Source organism: Devosia sp. (assembly GCF_036406155.1).
In the GTDB taxonomy this organism is placed as follows: domain Bacteria; phylum Pseudomonadota; class Alphaproteobacteria; order Rhizobiales; family Devosiaceae; genus Devosia_A.
Window position 1 is genome coordinate 1 of record NZ_DASWVV010000172.1, and the last position, 23,600, is coordinate 23,600.

General features: G+C 68.1%; 29 protein-coding genes and 1 tRNA gene. 17 read left to right on the top strand and 13 right to left on the bottom strand.

Annotated features, from left to right (window positions below; genetic code table 11):
- Positions 1–302: 302 nt before the first annotated feature.
- Complete coding sequence (locus tag VGD93_RS11150; RefSeq protein ID WP_395012045.1) at positions 303–2,012, top strand: DUF262 domain-containing protein; 1,710 nt, start codon at positions 303–305, stop codon at positions 2,010–2,012.
- Between the two features lie 332 nt (positions 2,013–2,344).
- On the opposite strand, the gene VGD93_RS11155 is transcribed toward VGD93_RS11150, so the two are convergent.
- Positions 2,345–2,680, bottom strand: coding sequence for a hypothetical protein (locus tag VGD93_RS11155; RefSeq protein WP_395012047.1), 336 nt, complete (start codon positions 2,678–2,680; stop codon positions 2,345–2,347).
- 816 nt (positions 2,681–3,496) lie between these two features.
- Here VGD93_RS11155 and VGD93_RS11160 point away from each other — a divergent pair.
- The gene (locus VGD93_RS11160) at positions 3,497–4,234 is read left to right on the top strand and encodes a cytochrome c biogenesis CcdA family protein (protein WP_395012048.1); all 738 of its coding nucleotides are present in this window, start codon (positions 3,497–3,499) and stop codon (positions 4,232–4,234) included.
- Between the two features lie 13 nt (positions 4,235–4,247).
- Here the strand turns inward: VGD93_RS11160 and VGD93_RS11165 are convergent, their stop codons facing one another.
- From VGD93_RS11165 to map, 3 genes are all read right to left on the bottom strand, one after another.
- A complete protein-coding gene (locus VGD93_RS11165) occupies positions 4,248–4,694 on the bottom strand; it encodes a universal stress protein (protein ID WP_395012050.1) in 447 nt (148 codons plus the stop codon).
- Between the two features lie 108 nt (positions 4,695–4,802).
- Complete coding sequence (gene radC, locus VGD93_RS11170) at positions 4,803–5,519, bottom strand: RadC family protein (RefSeq protein ID WP_395012052.1); 717 nt, start codon at positions 5,517–5,519, stop codon at positions 4,803–4,805.
- A gap of 3 nt (positions 5,520–5,522) precedes the next feature.
- A complete protein-coding gene (gene map, locus VGD93_RS11175) occupies positions 5,523–6,353 on the bottom strand; it encodes a type I methionyl aminopeptidase (RefSeq protein ID WP_395012054.1) in 831 nt (276 codons plus the stop codon).
- Positions 6,354–6,537: 184 nt separating this feature from the next.
- Between map and VGD93_RS11180 the strand changes: the two genes are divergently transcribed.
- The 7 genes from VGD93_RS11180 (at position 6,538) to VGD93_RS11210 (ending at position 10,016) form a co-directional block, all read left to right on the top strand.
- Positions 6,538–7,311: a competence/damage-inducible protein A gene (locus tag VGD93_RS11180; RefSeq protein WP_395012056.1), complete on the top strand. Its 774-nt coding sequence runs from the start codon at positions 6,538–6,540 to the stop codon at positions 7,309–7,311.
- A gap of 53 nt (positions 7,312–7,364) precedes the next feature.
- Positions 7,365–7,862, top strand: coding sequence for a xanthine phosphoribosyltransferase (gpt, locus tag VGD93_RS11185; protein WP_395012058.1), 498 nt, complete (start codon positions 7,365–7,367; stop codon positions 7,860–7,862).
- Between the two features lie 56 nt (positions 7,863–7,918).
- Positions 7,919–8,005 (top strand) — tRNA-Leu (locus VGD93_RS11190).
- 31 nt (positions 8,006–8,036) lie between these two features.
- Positions 8,037–8,324, top strand: coding sequence for a hypothetical protein (locus tag VGD93_RS11195; protein ID WP_395012060.1), 288 nt, complete (start codon positions 8,037–8,039; stop codon positions 8,322–8,324).
- Positions 8,325–8,392: 68 nt separating this feature from the next.
- A complete protein-coding gene (locus tag VGD93_RS11200) occupies positions 8,393–8,563 on the top strand; it encodes a hypothetical protein (RefSeq protein ID WP_395012061.1) in 171 nt (56 codons plus the stop codon).
- Positions 8,564–8,712: 149 nt separating this feature from the next.
- Positions 8,713–9,714: a hypothetical protein gene (locus VGD93_RS11205; protein WP_395012063.1), complete on the top strand. Its 1,002-nt coding sequence runs from the start codon at positions 8,713–8,715 to the stop codon at positions 9,712–9,714.
- Positions 9,711–10,016, top strand: a complete 306-nt coding sequence (locus tag VGD93_RS11210) for a hypothetical protein (RefSeq protein WP_395012065.1) — start codon at positions 9,711–9,713, stop codon at positions 10,014–10,016. The genes VGD93_RS11205 and VGD93_RS11210 overlap by 4 nt, the downstream gene beginning before the upstream one ends.
- A 10-nt stretch (positions 10,017–10,026) precedes the next feature.
- Here the strand turns inward: VGD93_RS11210 and VGD93_RS11215 are convergent, their stop codons facing one another.
- Positions 10,027–10,551: a dihydrofolate reductase family protein gene (locus VGD93_RS11215; RefSeq protein WP_395012067.1), complete on the bottom strand. Its 525-nt coding sequence runs from the start codon at positions 10,549–10,551 to the stop codon at positions 10,027–10,029.
- 67 nt (positions 10,552–10,618) lie between these two features.
- Here VGD93_RS11215 and VGD93_RS11220 point away from each other — a divergent pair, with 67 nt between their 5' ends.
- Positions 10,619–11,182, top strand: coding sequence for a TetR/AcrR family transcriptional regulator (locus tag VGD93_RS11220; RefSeq protein ID WP_395012069.1), 564 nt, complete (start codon positions 10,619–10,621; stop codon positions 11,180–11,182).
- Positions 11,183–11,234: 52 nt separating this feature from the next.
- Positions 11,235–11,747 (top strand): methylated-DNA--[protein]-cysteine S-methyltransferase, encoded by a 513-nt coding sequence (locus tag VGD93_RS11225; RefSeq protein WP_395012071.1) that lies wholly within the window; start codon positions 11,235–11,237, stop codon positions 11,745–11,747.
- 9 nt (positions 11,748–11,756) lie between these two features.
- Here the strand turns inward: VGD93_RS11225 and VGD93_RS11230 are convergent, their stop codons facing one another.
- Together VGD93_RS11230 and VGD93_RS11235 are read right to left on the bottom strand one after the other, a co-directional pair.
- Positions 11,757–12,284, bottom strand: coding sequence for a gluconokinase (locus tag VGD93_RS11230; protein WP_395012073.1), 528 nt, complete (start codon positions 12,282–12,284; stop codon positions 11,757–11,759).
- Between the two features lies 1 nt (position 12,285).
- Positions 12,286–13,056 carry a glucose 1-dehydrogenase gene (locus VGD93_RS11235; protein ID WP_395012074.1) on the bottom strand — a complete coding sequence of 257 codons (771 nt, stop codon included), beginning with the start codon at positions 13,054–13,056 and terminating at the stop codon, positions 12,286–12,288.
- 215 nt (positions 13,057–13,271) lie between these two features.
- On the opposite strand from VGD93_RS11235, the gene gndA reads away from it, so the two are divergent.
- A complete protein-coding gene (gndA, locus tag VGD93_RS11240) occupies positions 13,272–14,690 on the top strand; it encodes an NADP-dependent phosphogluconate dehydrogenase (protein ID WP_395012076.1) in 1,419 nt (472 codons plus the stop codon).
- 70 nt (positions 14,691–14,760) lie between these two features.
- Here gndA and VGD93_RS11245 read toward each other — a convergent pair whose 3' ends face one another.
- From VGD93_RS11245 to VGD93_RS11260, 4 genes are all read right to left on the bottom strand, one after another.
- Complete coding sequence (locus VGD93_RS11245; protein ID WP_395012161.1) at positions 14,761–15,252, bottom strand: fasciclin domain-containing protein; 492 nt, start codon at positions 15,250–15,252, stop codon at positions 14,761–14,763.
- Positions 15,253–15,413: 161 nt separating this feature from the next.
- Positions 15,414–16,763: a TCR/Tet family MFS transporter gene (locus VGD93_RS11250; protein ID WP_395012078.1), complete on the bottom strand. Its 1,350-nt coding sequence runs from the start codon at positions 16,761–16,763 to the stop codon at positions 15,414–15,416.
- 96 nt (positions 16,764–16,859) lie between these two features.
- Positions 16,860–18,101 carry an FAD-dependent monooxygenase gene (locus VGD93_RS11255; RefSeq protein WP_395012079.1) on the bottom strand — a complete coding sequence of 414 codons (1,242 nt, stop codon included), beginning with the start codon at positions 18,099–18,101 and terminating at the stop codon, positions 16,860–16,862.
- A gap of 6 nt (positions 18,102–18,107) precedes the next feature.
- Entirely contained in the window at positions 18,108–18,353 is a 246-nt protein-coding gene (locus tag VGD93_RS11260) for a zinc-finger domain-containing protein (protein ID WP_395012081.1), read from the bottom strand.
- Between the two features lie 158 nt (positions 18,354–18,511).
- On the opposite strand from VGD93_RS11260, the gene VGD93_RS11265 reads away from it, so the two are divergent.
- The 3 genes from VGD93_RS11265 to VGD93_RS11275 all read left to right on the top strand — a co-directional run bounded on the left by VGD93_RS11265 (position 18,512) and on the right by VGD93_RS11275 (position 20,517).
- Positions 18,512–19,264 (top strand): alpha/beta fold hydrolase, encoded by a 753-nt coding sequence (locus VGD93_RS11265; RefSeq protein ID WP_395012083.1) that lies wholly within the window; start codon positions 18,512–18,514, stop codon positions 19,262–19,264.
- 99 nt (positions 19,265–19,363) lie between these two features.
- On the top strand, positions 19,364–20,188 hold the full coding sequence (gene cysE, locus VGD93_RS11270; protein WP_395012085.1) for a serine O-acetyltransferase: 825 nt from the start codon (positions 19,364–19,366) through the stop codon (positions 20,186–20,188).
- Positions 20,189–20,298: 110 nt separating this feature from the next.
- Positions 20,299–20,517 (top strand): DUF3126 family protein, encoded by a 219-nt coding sequence (locus VGD93_RS11275; RefSeq protein ID WP_395012086.1) that lies wholly within the window; start codon positions 20,299–20,301, stop codon positions 20,515–20,517.
- A gap of 5 nt (positions 20,518–20,522) precedes the next feature.
- Here the strand turns inward: VGD93_RS11275 and VGD93_RS11280 are convergent, their stop codons facing one another.
- Positions 20,523–21,149 carry a hypothetical protein gene (locus VGD93_RS11280; RefSeq protein ID WP_395012088.1) on the bottom strand — a complete coding sequence of 209 codons (627 nt, stop codon included), beginning with the start codon at positions 21,147–21,149 and terminating at the stop codon, positions 20,523–20,525.
- 163 nt (positions 21,150–21,312) lie between these two features.
- Here VGD93_RS11280 and VGD93_RS11285 point away from each other — a divergent pair, with 163 nt between their 5' ends.
- Together VGD93_RS11285 and VGD93_RS11290 are read left to right on the top strand one after the other, a co-directional pair.
- Positions 21,313–21,633 (top strand): DUF6949 family protein, encoded by a 321-nt coding sequence (locus VGD93_RS11285; RefSeq protein WP_395012090.1) that lies wholly within the window; start codon positions 21,313–21,315, stop codon positions 21,631–21,633.
- 145 nt (positions 21,634–21,778) lie between these two features.
- Positions 21,779–22,879 carry a glycosyltransferase 87 family protein gene (locus tag VGD93_RS11290; protein ID WP_395012091.1) on the top strand — a complete coding sequence of 367 codons (1,101 nt, stop codon included), beginning with the start codon at positions 21,779–21,781 and terminating at the stop codon, positions 22,877–22,879.
- Here VGD93_RS11290 and VGD93_RS11295 read toward each other — a convergent pair.
- Complete coding sequence (locus VGD93_RS11295; protein ID WP_395012092.1) at positions 22,860–23,483, bottom strand: transglutaminase-like cysteine peptidase; 624 nt, start codon at positions 23,481–23,483, stop codon at positions 22,860–22,862. The two genes, VGD93_RS11290 and VGD93_RS11295, sit on opposite strands and share 20 nt — an antisense overlap.
- Positions 23,484–23,600 lie beyond the last annotated feature (117 nt).

Genomic DNA, 23,600 nt, shown 5'->3' on the forward strand with positions numbered 1-23,600 from the left:
TTGAAGCCGCTGTTCCGGCGCCGGGAGGTGGAGACGCGCCCGGAAGAGCCGCTCGGGACCGTGCCCCAACCACCGGGCCTCTCCCTCCCCTCAAGGGGGAGGGGAGCCCGACTGCGGGCGCAAGTTCCCCTGCCGCAAGACGCAGATGGGGCCGATTTGCTGCGCCGGTGGGGTCGGTGGTTGGGGGCGGGGAAGGAAGGGGAATGGGGCTCGGTTGCTCGCACCGGGTGGGGATTACGGGGAGCGGGATGTTTGAAGTAGCGGCTTCTTCTCGTACTCTCGGGGCGGCAAGGGGGAAGCCAATGAGCGCGTCGCTTAACACACCAACAATCGGCCTTGGCCAGCTTATTCAGGAGCGGTCATTCTTCGTTCCTCGCCACCAGCGGGACTACTCGTGGACCATCGATTTCGTGAACCACTTTCTTGAGGATGTCGAGCGGGCGCAACACGACGGGAACGAGGAGTACTTCTTCGGGCTGATGGTGTTCACGCAGCAGACGGGCTCGCAGCGACTGAATGTGATCGACGGGCAGCAACGCCTCGCGACAACCATCATGCTACTGAGCGCCATCCGCAACTGGATGGCAGGGTACCCTACTCTGAGCACACCGACCCATCAAATTGAGGAACGCTACATCGGGTTCGCCGATCTGGGTTCGGACGTGCTGCAGGCCAAGGTCATTCTCAATACGACAAACAACGATCTCTTCAAAAAGCTCATCATCGACCGGGTGCCGAGGGTAGAGGTCGAAAAGGCCGACAAGGTCCGAGGAAAGGGCGACCGTAACAAGCGCCTTCTTGAGGCGGCACTGCGGACTATCGAGTTTGTGGAGGCTAAGGCCGCCTCCTTCAAGGACGAGTTAGCCGCAAGGGACTACTTCATCAAGCTCATCAAGTTCTTCGACGAGAATGTTCGGGTCGTGTCTCTTATCCCCGGTGGTGACGAGGATGCGTACACCATCTTTGAGACGCTGAATGATCGCAGTCTCGCGCTCGCCCCGCTCGACCTCGTGAAGAACCTCCTGTTTTCCCGCGCGGAGAACTTCCAAAGGGGCAGTCTCCCCGCCATGGAAGCCCGTTGGAACGAAATGATGACGGTCCTTGAGCGCTCCAAGGTCGATGCGTTCTTACGGGTGTACTGGGCCTCGCGGTACGGGTTGGTAGAGGGAACCAAGTTGTTTGCCGCCTTTAAGGGGAAGTTCACATCGGCCGAGGACGCCTTCAACGCCTCCAACGAGTTGCGCGACGTGGCCGACGAGTACGTGGCGCTGGATGACCCCAGCGACCCCCTCTGGGCGGCCTACTCGCCAATGGTCCGAAAACGCATAGAGGCAATTCGCATAATAGGGGCGACGCAGCTCTACCCTTTGATGCTCTCGGCCATCGAGAAGTTCTCACCCCCCGAGATGGAGAAGCTCCTGCATCTCGTTGAGGTGATCGCCGTCCGGTACCAGTTGGTGGCGCGAGGGCGGCCGGGCCGAATGGAGAGCCTCGGGTCACAGGTGGCACGCAAAATACACGGGGGGGAGGTCACGACCACCGCGCAGGTCAAAGCCGAACTGGGGGAAATCTACCCAGACGACAAGGCGTTCAAGCAGGACTTCCTCACGAAGACCGAGAAGGACGCGAAAAAAGCCGCCTACATGCTCCGGGCGCTGGAGTTGCAGAGCCGCCGCGCGGCCGGACTGGAGCATCCCGAGGAGCTACAACCAGGCGACGTGACGATTGAGCACATCATGGGCAGGTCGCTGACGCCGGGACTGCAGGCGTACTTAGGACCCGATGCGGCTCGACATGACGAGTATCGCGACCGGCTCGGTAACCTCTGCCTCCTAGGTAAGGCCAATTCAAAGCTGGGTGACAAGCTCTTCCCGGAGAAGGTGTCGGCCTACTCGACGTCCGATATCCGTACGACTAATTCATTGTCGAAATACACTGATTGGAGGATGAAGGAGATTGACCAGCGTCAGGGGCACCTCGCCGAGTTTGCGGTGGTCGCTTGGAGGTACTAAGTCACGACTGGTTCCCCGCCATACCTACCAGGCCGAGGCTAACTTCCGTTGAGAAGGTTCTTGATCCGCTCGGCCTCCATAGCATAGCTGGCCATCATCTGAGCTCAGTAGCCGCCCCTAAGCTCCTGATGATTTTCGATCCTCGGCACCTCGACGATGGTGCCGGCCCAGCGCTGAAATCGACCGTTGGACCTTCGCCAAGAGTGTCCGGTTGCAGGAGAGGCTTTCGCGGGTGATCGACAAGTGGAGCAAGTCGCAGAGGGATTTGCGCCGCCGCGTGCACGATCACGAAGCGCGGGGCGTCCCCCATGCCTCCGCCAATCTTGCAGAAGCTACTTCTTCGGTGGCGCGGCGGCGATGGCGACTTCGACCCGGGCTGGTATCTCGAAGCCGACACGAACTGTCTTCACGCCCCTGTACTCACCCCCGTTGGGCGGGGAGTTCATCCCGCCGAACTCGTTGAATTGGGGGCGTTCCAGTCGCAAGCCAAGAACTGACCGCCCCTCCCGTTCCGCGCCATCAATAACGCCATCTAACCAGCGGCGAGTATCCTCCATTGAAATGTCGTCGACCAAGTTGTTGATAATGTCGAAGCGCTCCGACTCGTCTCTGCATCGACGAACTGCCTCATCAAATCCCGCGCCGTACCAGTCTATGTTGCTCGCCATCGTTCTCCCCTACGGTGCCATAGTCAGCAGTGGCACGTGCGGAGTAGTGCTGCAACCGCCTACATGGGTATCGTCCGCATAAACGACCCCCATGTAGCATGTCGTCCCGGACGCTCTGATCGGTGTTCACGGCTGCCACCGCTCAGACACAGAACGAGGCGACCGAGGAGGCGCAGTGAGCCGGGATTGACGCGGCGAGATCGAAGCGTGGGCGCTTGCCAGGCGACGGGCCTGACCCGCCCAACGGTACAGCGTCCGCGCGGCGACATTGCGGAGGCGGGAAGCCGTGCAGCGTAAGACACACACCCAACTACAACCACTGGTCTGTCCCCGTACACGGTCCGGGCCGCCCGCTGCCCCGGCGGACACAAATCTATACCTATCGGACGCCACCTGTTGGGCGCGTCAGCTTCGCGTCCAGTTCGGGCGCGTCTACCGATGTCATCGGGAACGGTGTACGGCGCATCATCTGCCACTTCGGCAACGCAGCGCGGGCCATCGCCGCATGGGTCCACGAGATCGCCGCTGCGCGGCGTCCGGGGGTGACGGTGCGGTGGGTGGGTGAGCCTGCGAAGCTTCGCCCCCCACCCGTCTCGGCCTGCGGCCGAGCCACCCTCCCCGCAAGGGGGAGGGAGGGCGGTGACTGTGGGAGGGGTGCGTCGCCTCACCCCAAGCCTGACGTCAAGAGCCTCAGATCCGCAACAGATTGGGGTGGCGGTCCGGTGGGGAGTTACCCCCTCACATTGCCGGGAGCGGCGAGTGGGCGCATTGCGGAAAGGGCTGCGGGTTCGTAACAAGGCGCCATCTGGAGGCGCAATGGACGGGTTCTCTTTTTCGCTGGTGTTCGGGGCAGGGGTCCTGAGCTTCCTCAGCCCCTGCGTGCTGCCGCTGGTGCCGCCCTACCTGACCTATATGAGCGGGGCGAGCTTCGACCAGCTGCGCGAGGACGGCGCCAGCGCCGGCGCGCTGTGGCGGCGCAGCGTCTTCACCTCGCTGTTCTTCATCCTCGGCTTCTCGGTGGTGTTCGTGACGCTGGGCGCCACGGCGACGGCTTTCGGCACGGCCTTCCGGCAGGCGCTGCCGGTGCTGACCCCGATCGCCGGGGTGGTCATCATCGCCATGGGGCTGCATTTCCTCGGCGTCTACCGCATCGGCCTGCTCGACCGGCAGCTGCGGCCGCAGGGGCCGGGGGTCGCCAGCGGCCCGCTGGGCGGGTTCCTGCTCGGGCTGGCCTTCGCCGTCGGCTGGACGCCGTGCATCGGGCCGGTGCTGGCGGCGATCCTGTCGGTCGCGGCCAGCCGGGATACGGCGCTCGAGGGGGCGGGGCTGCTCGGGCTCTATTCGGCCGGGCTGGGCGTGCCGTTCCTGCTGGCCGGCATCGCCATCGGCCCGTTCCTGACGTTCTTCCAGGGCTTCAAAAAGCACCTGGGAACGGTGGAGAAGGTGATGGGCGGCCTGCTGGTGCTGACCGGGCTGCTGTTCCTCACCGGCCAGTTCACCCGCATCTCCTACTGGTTCCTCGAAACCTTCCCGGTGCTGTCGACCTTCGGCTGAGTGCCCGGAGCGGTCAGCGGATCACCAGCACCGGAATGGTGGTGCGCACCAGCACCTCCGAGGTCTGGCTGCCGAGCAGCATCTTCTGGATGCCGCGCCGCCCGTGCGAGGCCATGACGATGAGATCGCAGTTGCGCAGCTTGGCGGTGCGCACGATGGCCTCGGCCGGGGAGCTGTCGGTCTCGCGGGCGACGTCGATGGTCACCCCCAGCTCGCCGGCGCGGGCCTTGGCGGAATCGGTGAACTTGTTCACCTGCTCGTCCATGTTCTGCTCATAGAGCGTGACCGGATCGGACACTCCGCCGCTGCGGGCGGCCCGGACGACTTCGGACGACAACGGCTCGGTGACGGAAAGCAGGGTGACCTCGGCGCCAAGCTGCTTGGCGAGATAGAGGCCGTGCTCGACGCCCTTGCCGGCGAGTTCGGAACCGTCGGTGGCGATCAACAGGTGCTTGTACATGCGTGTCCCCCAGGAGGTGCTCGCCGGGCCCGCCCCTTTCGGCCGGCCGCGGCATACGGCCAATAGGGCGCGATTGAAGCACCGGCCTTGCGCCAGATCAAATGCCGGTCAGATCAGCTTGAGGCTGCGCAGCGACGCGTGCCCGGAGCGGCCGATGACGATGTGGTCGTGCACGGCGATGCCGAGCGGCTTGGCGATGTCGGCGATGGCGCGCGTCATCTGCACATCGGCGGCCGACGGGGCAGGGTCGCCCGAGGGGTGGTTGTGCACCAGGATCAGCGCCGTGGCCGAGAGTTCGAGGCTGCGCTTGATGACTTCGCGCGGATAGACGGGGGTGTGGTCGACGGTGCCGGTCTGCTGCACCTCGTCGGCGATCAGCCGGTTCTTCTTGTCGAGGAAGAGGATGCGGAACTGCTCGATGTCCTCGAACGCCATCTGCGAGCGGCAGTAATCGATGAGCGCCGCCCAGGAGGCGAGGATCGGCATGTCGCGGCTGACGCGGTCGCGGGCGAAACGCTGGGCGACGGCCTGCACCACCTTGAGGCTGGAAATGGTGACCTCGCCCAGCCCCTTGAACTCGCGCAGCCGCTCGGGCGCAGCGCTCAGCGCCGCCGACAGCGAGCCGAAGCGGGCGAGCAGGTCCTTGGCCAGCGGCTTGGTGTCGACGCGCGGGATGACGACGTGCAGCAGGATCTCGAGCAGTTCGGCGTCGGTGAAGGCCTCGCCGCCGGTGTCCCGGAAGCGCCGGCGCAGCCGCTCGCGATGGCCGAGATAGTGGGGAGAGGCCTCGGCCAAACCGTCGGAGGGTTCGGTCGGGCCGCCCATCTGCTAGCGGCGGGCGTCGAGCGGGTTGAACAGGCCGCGCGGCGAGGCGGTGAAGATCTCGCAGCCGGTCTCGGTGATGCCGATCGAATGCTCGCACTGCGCCGACAGGGTGCGGTCGCGGGTGACGGCGGTCCAGCCGTCGGAGAGGATCTTCACGTGCGGCCGGCCGAGATTGATCATCGGCTCGATGGTGAAGATCATGCCCGGCTTGAGCGGCACGCCGGTGCCGGGCACGCCGAAATGCATGATGTTGGGCTCGTCGTGGAACAACTGGCCGACGCCGTGGCCGACGAAATCGCGCACCACGCTGGTGCGTTCCGATTCGGCCAGCTGCTGGATGGCGGCGCCGATGTCGCCGGTGGTGTTGCCCGGGCGCGCCGCGGCGATGCCGGCGGCGAGGCCGTCATAGGTGACCTCGATCAGGCGCTCGGCCTTGCGGGAAATTTCCCCCACCGGATACATCCGCGAGGAGTCGCCGTACCAGCCGTCGACGATCAGCGTGATGTCGATATTGACGATGTCGCCCTCGCGCAGCGGCCGCTCGTCGGGGATGCCGTGGCAGACGACGTGGTTGATCGAGGTGCAGATCGAGTGCCGGTAGCCCTTGTAGAACAGGGTGGCGGGGATGGCGTTGTTGTCGCGCGCGAATTCGTAGGCCAGCCGGTCGAGGGCGAGGGTGGTGACGCCGGGCTGCACCGCATCGACAAGGAGGTCGAGCGCCTCGGCGGTGAGCCGGCCGGCCTTGCGCATGCCCGCGAAGCCGGCCTCCCCATGCAGGGGGATGACTCCCGCGGTGCGGCGGGATTTGGACTCGGCGGTGACGAAGGTGACCATCAGGGACTCCGGAAGACGGCTGCAAAAATAGTGTTTCGGGCGCCGATTTGGAAGGGGCTGGCGCAAACCGGCCGCCGCGGCGGGGTCGGGCGCGCGCAATCGCTGTGGCAAATGCCCCGGCTCGCTTGACCTTGCGCCGCCATGCGGGCATTGCATTGAGCTTTCCGCCAGGCGCTGCTGACCGATGCCCGCCCCCCGAACCATCACTGCCGGCCTGCTTGTCATCGGCGACGAGATCCTGTCGGGGCGCACGCGGGACGTGAATATCGCCGCCACCGCCACGTTCTGCACCGATCTCGGGATCGACCTGCGGGAAGTGCGGGTGGTCGCCGACGACAGCGACGACATCGTCGCGGCCGTCAATGCGTTGCGGCACCGCTATACCTACGTGTTCACCACCGGCGGCATCGGGCCGACCCACGACGACATCACCGCCGAGGCGATCGCCCGCGCCTTCGGCGTGGCGCTGCCGGTCAACTCCGAGGCCCGGGCCATGCTGGAAACCCGCTGGAAGGCCACCGGCACCGAGGTCACCGAGGCCCGGCTGAGGATGGCGCGCATCCCCGAGGGGGCGAGCCTGATCGTCAATTCGGTGAGCGCCGCGCCGGGCTTCCGGATCGGCAACGTGCACGTGATGGCCGGCGTGCCGGTGATCATGCAGGCGATGCTGGAGGCGATCGCGCCGACGCTCGAGACCGGGCGCAAGGTGCACTCGGTCACCGTCACCTGCGGGGTGGGGGAAGGCGCTATCGGCGGGCCGCTGGGGCGGCTGCAGGAGGCCTACCCCGACGTCAGGATGGGCAGCTACCCGCAGATGGGGCAGACTTTCGTGCGCACCGAACTGGTGCTCAGGTCCGCCGACCAGGCGCGGCTCGCGGAGGCGGCGAACAAGGTGCGGGCCATGGTTGCCGAGGCGCACCGCGCGGCCGGGCTGCCGCCGCCGGCCGAGGCCTATTGAGGGATGCCGCCCGCCGGGAACGCCGGGCCGGAGCGGCCGCTTGGAGACAGAACGTGACGCAGACTTCGCAGAAATCCTTCCCCGTCACCTGGGACCAGTTCCACCGCGACAGCCGGGCGCTGGCCTGGCGGCTGCAGGGCCTCGGCCCGTTCGACGCCGTGGTGGCGATCGCCCGCGGCGGGCTGGTGCCGGCCACCATCGTCGCCCGCGAACTCAACATCCGCGTAGTGGAGAGCGTCGCGGTCAAGAGCTACGACCACCAGAACCAGGGCGAGGTGCGCGTGCTCAAGGCGATCGCGCCCGATATCCTGGCGCGTGCGAAGGCGGGCGGCAAGATCCTCATCGTCGACGACCTGGTCGACACCGGGGCCACGGCCCGGGTGGTGCGCGACATGCTGCCGGGAGCGCATTTCGCCACCGTCTACGCCAAGCCGAAGGGCCGCGACATGGTGGATACGTTCATCACCGAAGTAAGCCAGGACACCTGGATCTTCTTTCCCTGGGACCTCGACGTCGCCTACGCCCCGCCGATTTCGGGCGGCACGGATTAGGCGGGCCCTTGCGGCGCGTTGAGTTTTCCCCGCCCGTGTGGGACAGAGGGGCGCATGCGGGCGTGGTGGAACCGGTAGACACACAGGACTTAAAATCCTGAGGGGGTATCCCCGTGCGGGTTCGACTCCCGCCGCCCGCACCACAGGGCCGGGAACACCGCGGAGGGGCGAGGCATGCTGATCAAACGCGAGGTGCTGGAGGCGATCAGGCGCGGCGAGGTCACCCTGCAGTTCCGCCGCTGGACGCGCCCCTCGGTCAGGCCGGGCGGCACGCTCAAGACCCGGCTCGGGCTGCTGCAGATCGGGCGCATGGACGAGATGTCGCCGGACGACGTCAGCGAGGCGGACGCGAGGAGGGCCGGCTTCAAGGACATCGCCGATTTCCGCGCCTGGCTCGCCACGATGAAACAGGGGCCGCTCTTCCATCGCATCGAGGTCGGCTGGCTGGGCGAGGCGGAGTGACGCGAGGGGCGCGGGGGAACCCGGCGCCGCGACGCCGCATTGAGGGCGTGCAACGCGAGGAGGATGCGATGCCCAAGCCCCATACCGGACCGATCGACAGGCCGCCGCGCAAGGGGAGCAACGACCCGAGCGGCAAGCTGACCGACAATCCCAAGCTTCCCAAGCAGGCCGGCGGTGGCCGCGTCCCGTCGGGAAGCGGCAAGTCCAATCCGCACGCAGGGCTCAAGCGCGGCGGTTGAACCGGGCGGATATTCCGGCGATTTCCGGCGATCCGACAGGGTATTGTGAACCATTCCACAGGCACGGCGCCGCCGGAAATTGCGGCGTCCTCACGACTTCGTTAACACTTCCCATGGGCGCCGCTGCGGGCCGCCCGGGGATGCGAGCCATGTGGGATTTTTCCGTTGCCCGGGCGCTGGGGCTGATGCTGCAGACTAGCCCGTTCATCGTTTTCCGAGTCATCGTCTATGCCGGGATCGCCGTCGCCTACGTGCTGGCGACCGGGCTGGGGGCGGGAGTCGGCTGGGGCATCGGCGCTTTCGGCGACGACGAGTTCCGCGGCGCCTCGATCTTCTGGGGCGGCGCGGCGGGCTTCGGCCTCACTGCCGGGGCGCTGTATTTCCTCAGGGAATACATCCTCTACGTCGTCAAGGCCGGCCACATCGCCGTGCTGGTGGAACTGCTCGACGGGCGCGACATCCCCACGGGGCGCGAGCAGATCACGCATGCCACCAGCGTGGTCAAATCGCGCTTTGCCGAAACCAGCGTGCTGTTCGCTGTCGACCAGTTGGTCAAGGGCGTGCTCGCGGCGATCATCGGCCTCGTCGAGGGGTTGGCATCGCTGTTGCCGATTCCGGGCCTGCAGAACGTGGTTGGGCTGGTGCGCGCCTTCCTCAGGATCGCCATCGGCTTCGTCGACGAGGTGATCCTTGCCTACGCCATCCGCACGGGTGCGACCAACCCCTGGGCGTCGGCGCAGACGGCGCTGGTGCTGTACGGGCAGAATTACCAAGCGATGCTCAAGAACGCCGCGTGGCTGACCGTCATCACCTACGGCCTCGCTTTCGTCGTATTCCTCGTGATGCTGGCCCCTGCCGCGCTGGTGGTCTGGCTGATCCCGGGCGGCTGGTCGGCGGGGGGCTTCGTGTTCGCGCTGATCTTTGCCTGGGCGGTCAAGGCGGCGCTGATCGAGCCTTTCGCCATCGCCTGCATGATGCAGGTCTATTTCCGGGCGATCGAGGGCCAGAGCCCGGATCCGGCCTGGGAGCGGCGGCTGTCGGAGGCGTCGCGCAAGTTCGGCGAAATCAAGGAGCGTGCCGCCCGCTGGGCAGGCGGCCGTGAAGCAACCGGCAGAACGCCCCATTCGAGCGAGGGTGCCCTGGGCAATTGAAGCAGGTTCACTTCGTGGTCGACTACGGCATGGTCGCGCATGGGCTGGCGCCGCTGTTCATCGACGGCCATCCGACGGAACTCGGATTCTGGGGCTTTTCCAACGACATCATCCGCCGGCTCAAGCGGCTCAACGAGTTGTACGACCGGCAGATCAACTGGGACAATCCGCACGACGAGAACTGGCGGCTGTCGGAACGCGACCGCCAGGAGTTCAATGCGCTGCTGCCCTTCGTGGCCTCGGAACTGTCGCTGGCGCTGGGCGAGCAGTGGGAACTGGTGATCGACACCAAGCCGCTTTAAGCTCGGGGTTTCAGTCGAAGCGGTAGTGCAGCCGCGCCATGCCGCCGCCGAGGGCGCGCGCGGACACCAGGGTCGGCATCGCCTTGCACCCGGTCGGGGGGAACAGCGGGACGCCGCCGCCGAGGATGGCGGAGGTGACGTAGATTTCGATCTCGTCGAGGGCGCCTCGCTCGAGGAAGGCCATCTGCAGCCGGCCGCCGCCCAGCATCCAGACGTCGCCATCGTCCAGTGCCCGCAGTTCGGCGACCAGCGCATCGACGTCGCTGCGGGTTTCGAGGGGACCGAGAGGGGTGTCGAGCGGGCGGGAGGTGACGACGATGACGCGCTGGCCGTCATAGGCCCAGCCGCCCTCGCGGGCGAGCCAGTCGTAGGTGGCGCGACCCATCACCACGGTGCGGATGCGCTTGATGAACAGGGTGTAGTCGTATTCCCCGAGTTCGAAGTCGGTGCGCTTCGTCAGCCAGTCGAGCGAGTCGGCGTCGTCGGCGATGAAGCCGTCGAGCGAGGCGGCGATGTAACCTACGATGCGAGCCATGACGATTCTCCTTGGCAAGGGCGACGTCGTATATATAAATGAATGTTCGTTTACAATAGGGAAGATTTTGGCGCGCCCCAAGACGGTATCGGATGAAGCGATCCTGGATGCGGCCGGCCGAGTATTGCGCCGGTCCGGACCGGCGGGCGTAACTTTCGCCGCCGTCGGCGCCGAGGCCGGGCTGTCACCCGCAACGCTGGTGCAGCGCTACGGCAGCAAGGACGGCCTGATGCGGGCGACGCTGCTGCGCGCCTGGGACCAGCTCGACGTCAGCACCCGGGTGGCCGACGAGCTCTCGCCGGTGGACGCCGAGGGGGCGGTCGCCATGCTGGTGGCGCTTTCGGGCGAGTATGGCGACCACGAGCAATATGCCGAGGGCCTGCTGGTGCTGCGCGAGGACATGCGCGACCCGGTGCTCAGGGAGCGCGGCGCCCGCTGGGGCGAGGCCCTGGCCCAGGCGCTGGGGCGGCGGCTGACGACGAACGAACCCGAGCAGCGCCGGCTCGGCCGGCTGCTGGCCGGGCAGTGGCAGGGGGCCCTGATCTGGTGGGGCTTCGAACGCGAGGGCTCGGTCGGCGAATACGTGCAGAAACAGCTCACAAACTGGTGCGAAGTGGCGCTGCGGCGCTGAGCAGATGGCTGCGAGGCTTCGCCCGGAACGCCGGCTGCGCTAGGCTCCCGCCATGCAGTACGCGCTCATCGACACCGACCTCGGCACCATGGGCCTCGGCTGGACGGCGCGCGGGGTCAACCGCTTCGCCCTGCCGGGTACCGATCGCGCCGCCGCGGAAGGCCTGTTCGCGGGCGTCGCCGCCGGCACCCCGGATGCGGCCCTCGTCGCCCGCGTCCGTGCCTATGCGCAGGGCGAGCGCGTGGAGTTCGTGGATGTGCCGCTCGACCTCGCGGGCGTCTCCGCCTTCAACTGCGCCGTCTACCGCGAGACCCTGACGCTCGCCTGGGGCGAGACCGCCACCTATGGCGACATCGCCCGGCGGCTCGGCGACGTCACCCTGGCGCGCGCGGTCGGGCGGGCGCTGGGGGAGAACCCGATCCCGCTGCTCATCCCGTGCCACCGCGTCATGGGGGCGAACGGGCGGCCCACCGGCTTTTCGGCGCCGGGCGGGGTGACGGCCAAGCTGCGCATGCTGGCGCTGGAGAAGGCGGCGCCGGGCGGGCAATACGGCTTCGGCTTCTGAAGAACCGGGTTATTGCTGGCGCCGAAAGCTCCGCAGATGGCCCAGGGACCTGGCGATCCTGTCGGCGGTGGGCTCGACCGGCTCGAGCACCGAAATGGTCATGACCTGTTCGTCGGCATCGGGCATTTCGAGCGTCGCGAACTGGCTGTCGAGCAGGCTGGCCGGCATGTATTCGTGGCTGCGGCGCGCCATGCGCTCGGCGATCACCGATTTTTCGCCGTGCAGATGCACGAAAAGCAACGGTTCCCCAACGGTCTTGCGCAGCAGGTCGCGGTAGCTGCGCCGCAGAGCCGAGCAGGCGCCGACGGCGACGCCCTTGGTGCGGGCGGCGTCGCGCAGGGCCAGCCCCAGCGTCTCGAGCCAGGGCCAGCGATCTTCGTCAGTCAAGGCGATGCCCGCGCGCATCTTGTCCTTGTTGGCAGGCGGGTGGAAATCGTCGCCGTCGAGGAAGGGCGCGTGCAGGCGGCGCGCCAGCGCCTTGCCCACGGCGGTCTTGCCGCTCGAGGAGACGCCCATGATCACGATGATGCGCGCCACCTCAGACGGTGGCGGAGAAGGCGCCGTCGACATAGAGGATGTGTCCGTTGACGAAACTGGCAGCGTCCGAGGCGAGGAAGATCGCGGCCCCGCCGAGTTCGCCGAGGTCCCCCCAGCGGCCCATGGGGGTGCGCTTTTCCACCCAGGCATTGAACTCGGGATCCCGGACCAGGGCCTCGTTGAGCTCGGTGCGGAAATAGCCCGGCGCGATGCCGTTGACGTTGAGCCCGTGCCGGGCCCAGTCGGTGGCCATGCCGCGGGTGAGGTTGGCGACAGCCGCCTTGCTGGCGGCGTAGGGGGCGACGGTGGGGCGGGACAGGGCACTCATCAGCGAGCAGATGTTGATGATGCGGCCGCGGCCGCGCCGGATCATCGCCGCCGCCACCGCCTTGCTTACCATGAACACCGAGGTGACGTTGGTGGCCAGCACCTGCTCGAAGCGGTCGAGGGGGTAGTCCTCGAGCGGGGCGCGATACTGCATGCCGGCGTTGTTGACGAGGATGTCGAGGGGGCCGATCTCGGCCTCGGCGTAGGCGACTGCCTCGGTGATGCCCTGCTCGCTGGTCACGTCGAAGGCGAGTGCCCGCACGCGCGCGCCCGACTGCGCCAACTTCTCGGCAGCCTCGCCCAGCGCCGCCGTGTCGCGGCCATTGAGGATGATTTCGGCACCGGCGCCGGCCAGCGCTCCGGCGATGGCGAGGCCGATGCCGCGGCTCGAGCCGGTGACGAGGGCACGCCGGCCCGCAAGACTGAAAAGCGAAAGCGATTCCAACGCCGACTCCTGCCTCCCGGCGAGCCTAGAGCATTCCGCGCGGCGATGGAATCGGGCTGCGCCGGCGCCCTCCGGGCGGGCGTGGCGCAGCGGCGAAAGGCGCTGGTGCGGCAATGACGTACGTGCACATCGCTAGTGCTTTAGTATGGTATTGCCGCCGGCCGCGTGCGAAACAGGCACGTGCCGCATGCCGGCGCTGCGTGAAGGAGACTGTGATGCCGTCTGCCGATATCGGCCTGATCGGGCTGGCCGTGATGGGTTCGAACCTGGCCCTCAACATCGCCGAAAAGGGCTACACGGTGGCGGTCCACAACCGAACGACGGGGCGCATCGTCGAATTCGTGGCGACCGCCAGGGAGCAGGGGCTGGCCGAGCGGGTCGTGCCGGAGGCCGACCTCGGGGAATTCATCCGCGCGATCCGGCGGCCGCGTTCGGTGATCATCATGGTCAAGGCCGGCCAGCCGGTCGACGACATGATCGAGCAGCTGCTGCCGCATCTCGAACCCGGCGACGCCATCCTCGAATGCGGCAACTCGCTCTATACCGATACCGACCGGCGCTTCGCCTATCTGGGCGGCAAGGGCATCGGCTATCTCGGCGTCGGCGTTTCGGGTGGCGAGGAGGGAGCCCGGCACGGCCCCTCGATCATGGTCGGCGGCTCCAGGGCGCAGTGGCACAATGCCGAGCCGGTGCTGACGGCGATCGCGGCCAAGTTCAACGGCGAGCCGTGCGTCGCCTACCTGGGCGAGGGCGGCGCCGGGCACTTCGTCAAGACCATCCACAACGGCATCGAATACGGCGACATGCAGATGATCGCCGAGGTCTACGGCGTCATGCGCGACGGGCTGGGCATGGACCCGGCCGCGGCGGCCGACGTGTTCAAGGGCTGGAACGCGGGGCCGCTCAACTCCTATCTCATAGAGATCACCGGGCACGTGCTGGCCGCCGTCGACGCGCCGACCGGCAAGCCGCTGGTCGAACTGATCCTCGACAAGGCGGGACAGAAGGGCACCGGCGCCTGGTCGGCCATCGCAGCGCAGCAGCTCGGCGTGCCGGCCACCGCCATCGAGGGGGCGGTCGCGGCCCGCTCGCTGTCGGCGCGCAAGCCGGAGCGGGTGGCGGCCGAGGCGGTCTACGGCAAGCGTGCCGGGGGCAGGGCCGAGGTGACGCTGGCCGAGCTCGAGCAGGCACTGCTGGCGGGCAAGATCGTTTCCTACGCGCAGGGCTTTGCGGTGATGGCCGAGGCCTCGCGCGCGTATGGCTGGGAGCTGCCGCTGGCGACCATCGCCAGGATCTGGCGGGCCGGGTGCATCATCCGCTCGCGCTTCCTCGACCAGATGGCGGCGGCCTACGCCAAGGGCGACGGCGGCAATCTGCTGCTGGTGCCCGATTTCGTCGCACTGATGCGGGGCGCGCATCCGGCGCTGCGCAAGGTGGTGGCGGCGGGCGCGGCCGGCGAGTTCCCGCTCATCTGCCTCTCCGCGGCGCTCAGCTATTTCGACTCCTACCGGCAGGCGCAGGGGACGGCGAACCTGATCCAGGGGCAGCGCGACTTCTTCGGCGCGCACGGCTTCGAGATCGAAGGCCGGGGCGCCGGCCTGCACGGGACCTGGCCGGCAACGATCGCGGGGTAGGGACAATGCAAAAGAGGCGCCACCCCCGGGGAGGTGGCGCCTCGCCGTCGACGCGCGGAGGGACGGCGCGTCAGGGCAGCAGGACGGCGTCGATCACGTGGATGATGCCGTTGTCCGCCCTGATGTCGGCGGCCACGACATTGGCCGTGTTCGCGCCGGCGACGGTCACCGTCCGGGCCTTGGCGCTCTTGGTCACCGCAAGCATCTCGGAGGTGTTCAGCGTACGCACGTGGATGCTGCGGCCCGGCAGCTGGTTGGAGGCCAGTTCGCGGGGCAGGACGTGCATGGTCAGGATGGCGACCAGCTTGTCCTTGTTCTCGGGCTTGAGCAGATCCTCGACGGTGCCGGCCGGGAGGGCGGCGAAGGCCTCGTCGGTCGGGGCGAAGACGGTGATGCTGTCGGTGGTGGCGAGGGCGTCGGCAAGGCCGGCGGCGGTGGCCGCCGCGAGCAGGGTGCCGAAGGTGCCGGCCTGCTGGGCCGTCTCGACCACGTTGGCCGCTTGCGCGGAGGAGAAGGTGGCCGAGCCCAGGGCGAGCGTGGCAGCGAGGGCAGTCGCCTTGATGAACCGCACTTGATGTTCCTTTCGTCGGTGCATTGCCGCCGGGATGTCCGGCAGGTCGCACACAGCTACGGCAGGGGCGCGGAAAGAGTTTCAGCGGGCGTGTGTCGCCGCGTTGCGCGGATCGCCGCCGCTGTGCGAGCCCGCCGGCGGCGGCCCCGAGCCTAGCGGTCCACCCCGGAGGCCGGGTCGGGGTTCGCCTCGTCCTCGACATGCGGCGGGGTGACCTGCGCGCCCGGCGGGGCGAGGTCGGGATGGTGCGGGTGCTTGGCGACCGGCGGCCGGTGCGTCAGGTCGAAGCGCCAGGCGGTGAAGCTGAACAGCGCCGCCGCGGCGAGCACGAGGATGCCGGCGCCGAGGAAGGGTGCGCCCGGGAAATAGCCGCTGGAGCCCTCGGGGGCGGTGGTGAAGATGCGGAACAGCTGCGTCGCCAGCAGCGGGCCGACGATGGCGGTCAGCGAGTTGGTGGCATTGATGGCGCCCTGCAACTCGCCCTGGGCGTCGTCGGACACCTGCCGCGACAGCAGCGAGTTGATGGCCGGGCCGGCGAGGCCGGCGAGCGAGCCGACCATGAGGAAGCCATAGAGCCCGAACGGGGTGTGGATGAAGGCGGTGCCGGTGAGCGCGATGGCGGCGGCCAGCATGCCGAGCAGCACCGTGGACCACTCGCCCAGCCGCTTGACCACGGGGGCGATGAGGAAGGCCTGGCTGGCGGCGAAGCCGAAGCCGAAGGCGCCGAGGGCGAGGCCGATCTGGCTCGAGGAGAAATCCAGCACCTCGATGGTGAAGAAGTTCCACACCGAGGGGAAGGCCTGGCTGGCCAGGGTGAACAGGCCGAGCGCGGCCAGCAGCCACAGCACCACCGGGTTGCGCCCGAGGCTCCACAGCGCGCCGAAGGGGTTGGCGCGGCGGATGTCGAACTTGCGGCGCTTGGCCTTGCCGAGGCTCTCGGGCAGGACGAAGAAGCCGAACAGCAGATTGGCCGCGGCGAGGGTGGCGGCCGCGTAGAACGGCCAGCGCGGGCCCAGTTCGCCGAGCAGGCCGCCGACGACGGGGCCGATGATGAAGCCGAGCCCGAAGGCGGCGCCGATCAGCCCGAAGCGCTGCGCCCGCTTTTCCTGCGGCGTGATGTCGGCGATGTAGGCGGTGGCGGTGGCGACGGCGGCGCCCGAGATGCCGGCGATGGTGTGGCCGATGAACAGGAAGATGACGGCCGGGGCGAAGCCCATGATGGTGTAGTCGATGGTCAGCCCGATGAGCGAGATCAGCAGGATCGGGCGGCGCCCGAACTGGTCGGAGAGGTTGCCCAGCACCGGCCCGAAGACGAACTGCATGAGGGAATAGAAGAAGACCATGTAGCCGCCGATGACGGCGGCGTCGGCGACGCTGCCGCCGGTCAGTTCCCCGATCAGCCGCGGCAGCACCGGCAGCACGATGCCGTACCCGACCATGTCGAGCAGGATGGTGATCAGGATGAAGGCAAGCGTGAGCCTGGATTGCGGGGATACGGCCATGCGGATCGGTACGAACCTGATTTTGGCGGCAGTTGACACAGAGGGGGTGCCCAAGGCAAGCGCCAAGGCCGGCGCGCGGCGGCCCGCGACGGCACGTCAGGCCGGGGGATGGAGGCTCCCGGTTCGGACCGGAGCCCCGATCGCCGGGTCCGGGGCGGCGCGGTAGCCATAGAGCCAGTCGAGGCGCTTGAAGTGGCCGCGCGACCCCTGCAGGGCGAGGACGGCGTTGCGGCCGAGGGTGAACGGCCATTCGAGGTGGAAGGCGAAGCCGTTGAAATCGGACAGCCGGCGCACCCGTTCGACCCGTTGCCGGCGCAGTGCGGTATAGTGTGCGAAGGCAGAGGCGGCGTCGGGCTCGCTGATCAGCAGCGGGGCGAGCACGGCGGCGTCCTCGATGGCCATGGCGGCGCCCTGGGCCTGGAACGGCATCATGGCGTGGGCGGCGTCGCCGATGAGGCCGATGGCCCCCTGATGCCAGGCGTCGGTCTCGACCCGGAACAGCGGCCAGTAGTTCCACGCCCCCGTCGCCGCCTCGGTGATGATGCGGAAGTGCTCGCTGGGCAGCGCCGCCCACGGCAGCTGCGGCTGCCGCGGCGGGTTGGGACCGAAGGCGCGGCCCGGCTTCTCCCGGGCGAACAGGGCGATGTTGACCTGGTTGCGGTGCGGCAGCGGGTAGCACACGGCATGGTAGCCGGGCCCGAACAGCAGCGTCGTGCGATCCGGCGCGATGGCGCCGCGCAGGTCGGCCATGGGCAGCGTGGCGCGCCAGGCCACGGCGCCGGTATAGACCGCCGCGCCCCCTCCGAGCAGTTCGGTGCGGGTGCGCGAGCGCACGCCGTCGGCGCCGACGAAGGCGAAGGCGCGGCTGCTGCGCGAGCTGCCCCCGGCCTCGTCGGCGGTCACCGACACGCCGCGTGCGTGGCTCTCGGCGTCGAAGCTGCGCACGCCGAAGACGATCTCGATATTGGCGAAGCGCTTGCAGGCCCGGTAGAGCACGTCGGCGAGGTCGGCGCGGTGCATGACCGCGTAGGGCGCCCCGTAGCGCTCGACCATCGCCCCGCCCAGTTGCAGGGTGGTGAGCGGGCGCCGGGCGCGAAAGGGGAAGACGTCGATGCCGGCGGGTTCGAGGCTGCGCGCCGCGACCTGCCGGTCGAGCCCGAGCTGGTTGAGCACGTGGCGTGCGTTGGGACTGACCTGCAGGCCGGCCCCGACTTCCTGGATGGCCTTGTTGCGCTCGAGCACGACGACGGTGGCGCCGAACTTGGCCAGCGCCAGGGCGAGGGTGAGCCCCGCGATGCCGGCTCCCGCGATGTAGACCGTGCGGCCCCCGCCGGACATGGCCGGTCAGGCGACCTCGTCGTGGAAGACGGCGGAGAGCGGTTGCGACGTGCCCTCGGGCAGGTCCGGGTTATAGACGTACAGGGTGGAGCAATAGGAGCAGACGATCTCGGTGTCGTCGCCCATCTCGATATAGATGTGCGGGTGGTCGAAGGGCGGCAGCGCGCCCACGCACTTGAACTCCTTCGAGCCGACTTCGATGCGGGCGAGCCCTTCGGAGTTGTGGAAATGGGGCATGCTCGACTCGGACATCTGCCAGTCCTGAAATGCGGTGGGTGGAGACGCGCGGACCATATAGAAGCGGCGGGGCAAAGGAAAGAGCCGCCGCGCCGGCGCGATTGTCGCGCCCGGTTGGCGGCGCCGCCCGCCGATGCTAGACCCGGCCGCGCCACACCCAGGGAACTTCGACCGTGCCCAGCTTTCTCTCCGCCGGCATTCCGATCGCCTACGACGTCTACGGCGAGGGCATGCCCATCCTCTTGATCCACGGCTTCGGCTCAAGCGGCAAGGTCAACTGGCTCGACACCGGCTGGGTGGAGACGCTGACCAAGTCCGGCTACCAGGCCATCACCATCGACAATCGCGGCCACGGGAATTCCAGGAAGCTCTACGACGCCGGCCTGTACTTCGCCCGCGACATGGCGCTCGACGCCAAGCGCCTGCTCGACCATCTCGGCATCCGCCGCGCCCCGGTCATCGGCTATTCGATGGGCGCCCGCATCGCCGCGTTCCTCGCGCTGCAGCATCCCGGCCACGTCAGCGCCAGCGTCTGGGGCGGCATGGGCATGAACCTGATCAGCGGGCTCGCCGACTCCGAGGAGATCATCTCGGCGCTGACCGCGGAGTCGCTGGCCGACGTGCGCGGCAAGACCGGGCGGCAGTTCCGCATCTTTGCCGAGCACACCGGGGCCGACAAGGCGGCGCTGGCGGCGTGCATGGTGTCCTCGCGCCAGCCGATGACGGAAATGCAGGTGCGCGAGATCACGGTGCCGGTGCTGGTGGCGACGGGCAGCGAGGACGAAATGGCGGGCTCGGCCGACGACCTCGCGGCGCTGCTGCAGCACGGCGAAGCCTTCACGATTCCGCGCCGCGACCACATGCGCGCCACCGGCGATGCCAAGTTCAAGCAGGCGGCCCTCGACTTCCTCGCCCGGCACCGCTGACGATCCGCCGTCGGGTGTCTTGAGGAAACCATTTTCCTCCGCGGGACTTGGTTGCAAGATGCGATTGCCCTATATCGGCAATCTGCGATGGAGATTTCGATGAACAGCATCGTGACGAAGCCGGTCGAGTTGACCTCCGTGGACCCGGTCTGGGCCGCAGTGCTGGCGGGCGCCCGCCAGATCGCCGCCGGCGAACCGGCCCTGGGCAACCTGGTCTACGCCTCGGTGCTCAACCACGACGGTTTCGAGAGCGCGCTGGCGCACCGGCTGGCCGAGCGGCTGCACCATGGCGACGTGTCCGCCGACCTCGTGCGCCAGGCGTTCGAGGACGCCTTCGAGATTCGGCCCGAGATCGGGGCCGAGGCGCGGGCCGACCTGGCTGCGACGCTCGAGCGCGATCCCGCCTGCCACAAGGCGGTCGATGCCTTCCTGTATTTCAAGGGCTACCAGGCCATCCAGACGCACCGCTTCGCCAACGCGCTCTGGTATGCCGGCCGGCGCGACTTCGCGCTCTACCTGCAGAGCCGCTCGAGCCAGGTGTTCCAGGTGGACATCCATCCGGCCGCGCGCATCGGCAAGGGCATCATGCTCGACCACGCCACCGGCTTCGTCGTCGGCGAGACGGCGGCGATCGGCGACCATGTCTCGATCCTGCAGGGCGTGACGCTGGGCGGCACCGGCAAGTCCGAGGAAGACCGCCATCCCAAGATCGGCAACGGCGTGCTGATCGGAGCCGGGGCGATCGTACTCGGCAATATCCGGGTGGGCGAGTGCGCCCGCATCGGCGCCGGTTCCGTGGTGGTCAAGGAGGTGCCGCCGCGGGTGACGGTGGCCGGCGTCCCGGCGCGGATCATCGGCGAAGCCGGGGTGCAGCCGGCCTCGGTGATGGACCAGGTGCTGCCGGTCAGCGACAGCAACGGCTGACGGCGCCGCAATTTCGCCGATTCGAGCGGGGAAAAGCGGCAGGTGGGATTGCCGGCGCGCCAACAAACCCTATTGTGGCCCTCCCTAACTCTACCCAAGGACGACGGTACGTGAAGCACCCCGAGATCATCAAGCTGCAGAAGTTCCTGCAGCAGAAGTTCGGCAACCGTGCCATCGACGTGCGGCCGCGCAACAAGCAGGACGACAGCGTCGAAGTCTATCTGGGGGAAGAGTTCCTCGGCCTCATCTATGCCGACGATGAAGACGGCGAGCGGTCCTACAATTTCCAGATGGCCATCCTCGACGTCGACCTCGAGGACATCCACTAAGCCTTTCAGTCGATCCCGATCGCCGCGAGCAGCGGCCGCATCCTGTCGTCGAACTGCCGCCACGCCGGCAGCAGTTCGGAGTCGAAGGCGTAAACGGCCGCGATATTGCCGAAGCGCACGGTCCTGAGGCAGCGCGTGCCCGCACCCGGTGCCACCGGCACGCTGCACTTGGCGACGAAGGGATCCGCCGACAACGGGTCGTACCACACCGTCTCGCCGGTGAAGCCATCGGCGGCGGCCAGCGGCTTGCCGACGAGCCCCGGCGGCCCCGCCAGCTGCGCCGGCTGGAACTGGTGCAGATAGACGCGGTCAAGCAGCAGGGCGCTGGGCTGCGCCCGACTGCGCGGCACGAGCATCACGTCGACACTGCGAGGCGCGCCCTCCGGCCCGAGCGGCAGGTTGAGCCGGAGGTCGACCTGACGGGCGAAGCCGTCCGCCGGGATTGCAGCCTCGCGGAACCATGAGACGGGGATGTGCAACCGGCGGTCGGCGAGCGTGCGGGTGAGGACGGTCTCGGCCCCGGGCCGGTGCGCCGGCTGGTGGCCGGCCCGGCTCATCGCATCGATGCCGTAGGCAAGCCCGATTCCCGCCAGGGCGAGGAGCAGCATAAGGCCGACCACGTTGAAACCCACGGTCGAAGCCTCGCTTCGCTGTGCCGAAGAGGCGGGCATGTGCGGATTAACCAGCATTTCGAAGGACAGATGACAGCCGATTGGGCGCTCCATATGATTAACAAACGGTAAATGCGACCGGCGGCGCGGAGGGCGTCGCCGCGGTACATCGTGGACGGTGCTCATGGTCACAGAATTCGCACTGGCGGGGTTCCTCATGGCCGTCGGCCTGTCGCTCGCGGGGGCCGGGACCCATCTGTACCAGTGGCTCTCCAGCCAGCCGGCAGCGCTGCGCTATGACGGCCGCACGGTGCTGCACATGGCCGGGCACCTGGCGATGAGCTTCATCTGCGGGCCCTACATCATGCTGCAGCTCGGCTGGCAGCAGGAGGAGGGCGGCACCGTGCTGCTGAGTTCGGCGCTGCTGGCGGCGCTGGTGGCGTTTGGCTGGGCGTTCCTGACCGGGCTTCTCGCGGTGGGTGTCTATCTTGCCCTGGTGAGCTAGGACCCCGGCCGGTCCTCGCCGGGGCGGGGCCGCGGCAGCCATCGCACAGCCGGTCCTGGGTGTGGCGGAAATGGCTTTGCGCGGTCGTGACACAGAACCTGCAAGCAGCATTGCGGCCCTCGCGGTCACCGTCTGGATCGCGGTGATGGCGTGGCTGGCCGCCACGACCGGCGCCCGGCACGACTACCTGTTCTATCTCCAACAGTGGCGGGCCGTCCTTGCCGGCGGCGACCCCTGGGCGGGCAGCAACGCCTACGGCCCGGCGCACAACGCCCTGGCGCCCCTGCTCGGGTTCGGCGCGTTCGGGCCGAAATACTTCATGGTTGCGCTGCTTCTCCTCGCCAGCACGCTGCTGGCGGCGAAGCTGTGGCGGGCGCGGGGCGGGGCAGGGCTCTATGGTCCCTATCTTCTTGCCCTGCCGACGAACTTCCTGCTCGTCGGCATGGGCGTCATCTACGGCCTCAATGACGGGCTGGTCGCGGCCCTGGTCATCGGCGCGGTCCTTGCCCGCGAGCGACGGGCCTGGCTGAGCGGCGCGCTGCTCGGTCTTGCGGCGCTCGTCAAGTACTACCCCCTCGTGCTGGTGCTGCCGTTCGCGCTCGAGGGGCGGCGGTTCCGGCCGGACGTCATGCTGGCCGCGGCGATGGTGTTTGCGGCGGGCATGGCGCTCGCCTATGCGCTCTGGGGACCGGCCGTGTTCAGTGCCATCGTTTTCGGCGCCGAGCGGGGCCCCAAGCTGCTGTCCATCGTCAACGCGCTGACGACGGTTCCCGGGGCGGAGACGCTGGTTCGCTGGCTTAGCGACGCCAATGTGTATTTCGTGGCGGGGGCGGCGGCGATGGCGACCGCGGCGGCATGGTGGTGCCGCCTGCACTGGCTGGAAGCGGGCGCGGTAACGCTGCTCGCCGTCCTCCTCGCCTACAAGACCGGTCACCAGCAGTTCTGGATCCCCTGGCTCGCGCTGATCGCGAGCCTGCCCCTGGCCGGGTCGCGCCGCAGCGACCGGATGGCGCTTGCGGCGCTGCCGCTGGTCTTGTTCCTGTCCCTGTACCAGTGGGGCTACCAGTTCGGCTCGGACGGCTATGTGCGCACCCTCGGCTGGGTGCGCGCCTATGGCGGGTTCGTGGCCTTTCCGCTGGGCGTGGCGACCCTGGCCGCATGGTTTCTGCCCTGGAATCGGCCGCGGGCCCTGGCCCGGGAGGAGCGGCCCCTGACGGGGCCTGGCTCTACTTCGTCGCCACCATGAAGACGCGGTTGTCGACGATGTCGACCCATTCGGCGGCGTTGGCCTGCGACTGGCGCTTGAGGAAGTGGTAGGGGGTCTCGCCCCACAGGCGGATGGTGCCGTCCTGGTTGTCGAGCACGAGGTCGCCGCGGTCGGTGCGCACCATCAGCACGGCGTGGCCGTTGCCGTCGGTCTCGCGCACCACGGCCATGAGCAGCGTGCTCGGATCCCAGCCCCTCTCGACCAGCGCCCGGCGCTTGGCCAGCGCGATGTCCTCGCAGTCGCCGTAGCCGGCCGGGTAGGTCCAGTACTCGGCCATCTGGTAGAAGTCCTGGTCGCTGATCGGCACGATCGAACTGTTGACTTCGTTGTTGATCGCGACCAACTCGGCCCAGCTCTGCGCGGTCAGCTCGGTGACCTCGCGGACGCTGGCATAGACCGGGCATTCGCCCGGGTTGAGCCGGCAGAACTCCGAATGCCCGACCGGCACGCTGGTGCGGCCGCCAACCTGGGCGAAGGCAGGATTGGAGAAATCCACCGGCGAGGCGGCCAGTGCCGCGGGAGCCGCGAGCAGGACGCACAGCGCCGCAATCATGGTGCGCAGGTTCTTGGTGTGGATTGGCATAACGTGAGCCCCCCGAATGGAGATCACGTTGCCAGTCCACAATTGCGCTGCCCCGAAAACTCCAAGGCAATTTTTACGGGAAGTCTAACGAAGCTGTTAAGAGAAAATTAACCGCTG